This window comes from Cupriavidus sp. 01L45 (assembly GCF_056399885.1).
In genome coordinates this window covers 1-4928 of sequence record NZ_JBFTSG010000123.1, presented here as the reverse complement: position 1 = coordinate 4928, position 4928 = coordinate 1, and the positions used below count along the sequence as shown (strand labels likewise).

The window sequence follows — 4928 nt, the reverse complement described above, 5'->3', positions numbered from 1 at the left end:
AGCCACGCTTTCTACCGTCTGACCTTCGCGAATAGCCTTCACTGCCTGCTGCCGCATTACCTGCAAGGCTTGATGCTCGATCGACCGAGCATCCGAGTTTCGTTTGCATTTCATGAAAGCATTGTCTCACATGACAATACTTTCTAAAATGTTAGTAACTTTATCTCGTCCACACCGTAGCTTCCGGAGATCAGCATCCCATCCAGGGTGATAAGTCCGCCAGTTACCTTATTCGACAAGATGAGATCCCTGCCATTCACTGATGCACTGACTACAATATCATCGATCTGGGAGATATCGGTTTGAAGTACGTTGTAGGCAGATGGACTATCCGATTCGTTGATCTCAATGCTTCCAAAATTTGAGGACAGCGTGATTACATCTCCACCACCTTTCCCGTCAATATAGAAGCGTTCCTCCGCACTCTGATTTGGAACGGTAATGGCATCACTTCCGCTTGAACCGTTGATCGTGGTTTGTGTTGCCTCAGACGCTATATCCAGCATGTCGTCCAATGTCCATTCTGATCCATCCGAGAACACGAGCCCATACATTCCCTCCCGGACCTCGGAGGTAAGTGCAATCGAAATAATGTCTCTTGCATTTCCTCCACGAATCTCCAGCATGGTCCCACCGCCGGTAAGGGCAACAGAAAAATCCGATTGCTCAATCGAGGAGTCAACAACAATCGTGCCCTTTGCCGAAACCAGATCAGCCATCGAACCGATTATCCGTTGGCCACCGCCATACCAATCAATGCGAGATGACAGCTGGTAATTTTGAGAGGAGTACAACTCGAAATCCACTATATCGCTTCGAGTCGGAACGCCTTCTGTAATGGTAAGAGACGGTTGTTGAAGGCTTGTCAGCGTCAATTGCCCCGTGTTCAGCTCCATAAACTGATCACTGTAATACGTTCCGCCACCTACATTATGAATCTGTGTAGTAAGATCCGGCGTCACAAAAAGCRCACCGGTGGCAGCACCCGTTGACCCTATTGTTGCTTCGAAATAGTCAATGCCGTAAGAATGAGGGTCACTGACTCTAAATACCCCAACGCCCCCAGCTACTTCCAGGGTCATTGTCAAGTTGCTATAGTCGCCCCATCCCCCGGGCTCGACATCGAAATATGAAACATACTCACCATCGCCGTCCCATTGATAGACCATGGCTTTCGGAATCTTTGCCCAGTCCGGTAGTTCGAGGCCCCAGCTATTGGACATGGCGTCGGCGTGCCATGTAATTTTGTAGGTTCCGCCGGCCGAAACCCTTGCCTCTACAACGAGCGCATCATCACCAGGGGCGTATATCGAAATGTTATACGCGTCCGGACCCAACGAAGTTATTCTCTCTGTTCTAGTAATTGATCCATTTGCAAACACGGTATTTACAAGAGCCGCGTACGGCCCGTCCGAATCACCACTCGAGTCAGTAGCTCGAATAATGTTTCCATCCGACAGGGGATCGCCAAATAGAATCGTTGTGCCTTGTAGGTTGATGTTGGCTGCAACACCCTCAGATGTAGAAAAAGAGACACTTCCTTCTGCGGTCACAGTCTGAGCAGTCAGTCCGATCGCGGCGGCCATCGAAGCGTAGGTCTCCGATGAGATAGCACTAGTGTCAGTTGTACCCGCCTGAGGGTCACTAAGACACATTATTACTGTGTCAAGAAGGTGCGCACGAACACCCCCAAACAATGCAAGCAGCGCAGAAGGAACTCCCCCGAGCGGAAAGATTACTGCGGCAAAATTTTGTAGTTCCGAATAGCGACTGGTGAGTGTGAATGGATCACTATCGAGATAAAAGCCTTCTTTGTCCTTGTACCACCAAGTCGCTATGTCACCAGCTATGTTAACCTCGTGAAACTGAACGACGGAACTCGTAGCGTAGGCGGTATACTTGTCCAAAAATTCCGGAATGCTATCCGCAAGAGCCTTTGCGATGGGTAGTGAATTTTGCCCATACCCAGTTAGTACGTGCTCTACGGAAAATGTCTGTGCCATGCCCCCACCAAGGCTGTGACCGGTTGAAATTATCTGCCAGCCCGCATAGTTGTCGTCATAAAAATAATCATCATATGCCTCGTCGGCCAGATTTTTGAGATTTTGCCACGGGCCTACACCTTGGTCGGCAAGGTCAGCGTATAGCTCTCCAATTGAATTCGTCCCCTTGAATGCGAACACGATGGTATGCGTTGTTTCATTCTTGAAGATCGAAAACGAGTTGTCGCCGACGTCGACTCGTGGCTCTGCAAGAGTCCAACCGCTTGGAGCCTTACTGGAATCATATGCTGCGTCAGAAAGCTGGGCTGCTTCTAGATCGGATATAGGTTTAACTGACATCATCCTCTCCCGGCTAATTTAGGTGTATTGATGAGATGACAATCTCGTACTTGCCAGAATCTGTTCCACGAAGAGCTGGAACAAGCAGCACATTCCGAGTCTTTAAGAATGCGGCTGTCCGTACGGAAAAGCTTAATGTCGATTCCAAACTACGAGATTCAATTTCGCTAACTAATAAAGATCCGCTTTTGATCTTCAATATTCGCGGAACACGACGAGCAATACCCCGGCCATCGATTGACACAGCATAGATTTCTCCATTTTTTGATGTGGCATATACAATACTCGCCCATTGACTCTCCGACCTAGATTGGTTCGATATGAGGTCTAGCTTTTCAGTCAACTCGATCATGGACCATTTATTTTTAGCCCATGCAGAGATTAGCTGTATATGCTTCCCATTCCCGCCATCATCAACAATTATGTATATAGATTCAAGACTGCGTCGATTTAAAAGAATGCCGTTATCATCAACAATTACTACCTCTGATTCCGAATTTCCGACGCCACACATGGCAATATTTCCGTTGGCTAACGGCACAACGGAATTTATTGAATTTGCTCTAAAATTATCAAAATGGATTATATTTTGAATAATTTCACCATTGGCAGCGACCTTGACGGTGATATACGACCGCTCTATTTTTCCTCCGGGCCGATATCTGGAGGCAGTACCAACAGCGAGCACTCCGTCCCTAACGGCTATACACTTCTCAATTGAACCAATTTTCCAGCCCTCCCCGACATTCGAGACCACATAATTCTTGTCCGTAATCTCGCCGCCTGGCCCTACTCTAATCAACTGTAGCTCGTTGCGTGCCGCCTCTCCGCTGTTAGTCCCACAGAGGATCGTATCGCCGTTCTCGCGAACGATAGCCGAAGCGAAGCGAGATTTTCCACCCGATCTAGATGACGGCAACAGGAGCGTCCAGATTTGGGTTCCGTTTGCATCTATTTTTGATGCCCATGATTGATCGAGTTGGATTCCCGCCACAATCATGGAGTGGTCAGTTTGCGTGGCAATGCTATCGACGACTACGAGCGCGTCGACTTGTGATAGACCACTTCCGGCATCCCCTCCGAGCGCTCTTGTTACCATGGAAAAATATACAAGCGCCATAAGCAATGCCTGCTTAAGGCCGATCGACTGTCCGCATGTTTGGTCAGACATTGTTTACTCCATTCTTTGGCAGCTTGTTAGGCGGGGCTCATGACATTTTGGCAGCTGGGTAGCCTTGGCGTCGATTGGGTCAAAATGCAGCCCGCGGTCGCCACTTCCCATTTCATAGTAGAGGCCCATTGAACTCGCGCTATCCCTCCTTGGTAGGAGAGGGCCTAGATCATTCGTGGGGTATCGATCGCTCAGGTTTTCAGCCGACGTCCATTCGGTGGGGGCTCGCCTATGGACGTAAAGCGTGTTAGCTGGGTCGCTCAGATGAATAGCGCACTATTCGATCTGCCGGCGTCCAAGCACTCCTGCTGCAGCCATTAAGCGGAGCCGCGCAGATTGCCATTCAGACAGACATCGAACTCGCTCCTGCAGCGCGTCCGAAAGAGCAGCTTGAGTCGAGAGCAACTCCAAGATGTCTCCAGCGCCCTTCGCGTAGCGCCGCTCAGACGATTCCGCAGAGGCCCGGGCCGTTTTCAACAGTGATTCCGACGTTTCGAGGTTCCGTAGCGCTGCGACTGAGTCGGCATGTGCCTTGACCACATCCGTAAGGATTTCGTGCTCCGCATCCTCGTACTGTGCCTCACTTTGCTCGGCCTGGGCTGAAGCACCTCGAATCTTGTAGTTTCTCGCGAAGCCTTCGAACAATGGAATCGTCAAAGTAAGCCCAATATTTGAGATAGTCGTTCGCGTCCGTTGCAATCCCTGATTGGGATAGCCGTTCATGGAGATATTGGCCGTCAGATCGATGGCTGGCAGCCCTTCGTCTCGAACTTGGCGAACCTTAGCGTGCGCCGCATCGGACCTGGCCCGCGCCGAGGCGATCCCGGGATGGGTGCTGATGGCTCGATCGAGCCAAGCCTGAAGATCACCAATCCATTCCGCAGTCGTTACCGGTGGCATTTCCGCCAGTCCAATTGGCGCGCCTGGTCGTAGACCAACAACGTAGGTTAGGACTGCAATGGCCTTCCTCGCATCTATTTGCGCCCGCTGCTCAGCAAGCTCAGCCTTGGCCAGCGCGGTACGTGCCTGAAGGGTGTCGCTCTGGCCCGCGGCACCCATTCTCTCCCGACGTTGAGTAGCATCCAAGGATTCCTGCGCCAGCCTCTTTGCCTCCCTTCTGGCTCCAGCCGTGGCGCGCGCAGTCAGCGCATCGAAATATGCCGCGACCACACCCGAGAGAGTCTTCTGAAGGGCAGCATCGTGTGCAGTAACCGCAGCCGCCAGCAACGCTCCTGTGGCATCGCGATTCGCCGCTCTGGTACCAAAGGAATCGCTGATCAATAGCCGCTAAGCGGAGCGTCAGCGCTTGTTTGACATCCGACTCTCACGATGCGGGAGAGCGGGGGTGGTTTGAGCCCGATTTGGGGCCGCATGGCACCCAATTCGCGCCATTTCTGGCGCAATCTTCGCACTCA

At 51.2% G+C, this 4928-nt stretch carries 3 protein-coding genes and 1 pseudogene; all 4 read right to left on the bottom strand.

Going from position 1 to position 4928, the window contains the following annotated elements; translation table 11 throughout:
- Positions 1–114: pseudogene (locus AC1DT6_RS40015) on the bottom strand (IS630 family transposase); the annotation flags it as partial.
- A 29-nt stretch (positions 115–143) separates the two neighbouring features.
- Entirely contained in the window at positions 144–2345 is a 2202-nt protein-coding gene (locus AC1DT6_RS40010) for an alpha/beta hydrolase family protein (RefSeq protein WP_477115580.1), read from the bottom strand.
- A 10-nt stretch (positions 2346–2355) separates the two neighbouring features.
- Positions 2356–3513, bottom strand: a complete 1158-nt coding sequence (locus AC1DT6_RS40005) for a hypothetical protein (RefSeq protein WP_477115579.1) — start codon at positions 3511–3513, stop codon at positions 2356–2358.
- Positions 3514–3789: 276 nt separating this feature from the next.
- Positions 3790–4794 carry a TolC family protein gene (locus AC1DT6_RS40000; protein WP_477115578.1) on the bottom strand — a complete coding sequence of 335 codons (1005 nt, stop codon included), beginning with the start codon at positions 4792–4794 and terminating at the stop codon, positions 3790–3792.
- Positions 4795–4928: the final 134 nt, after the last annotated feature.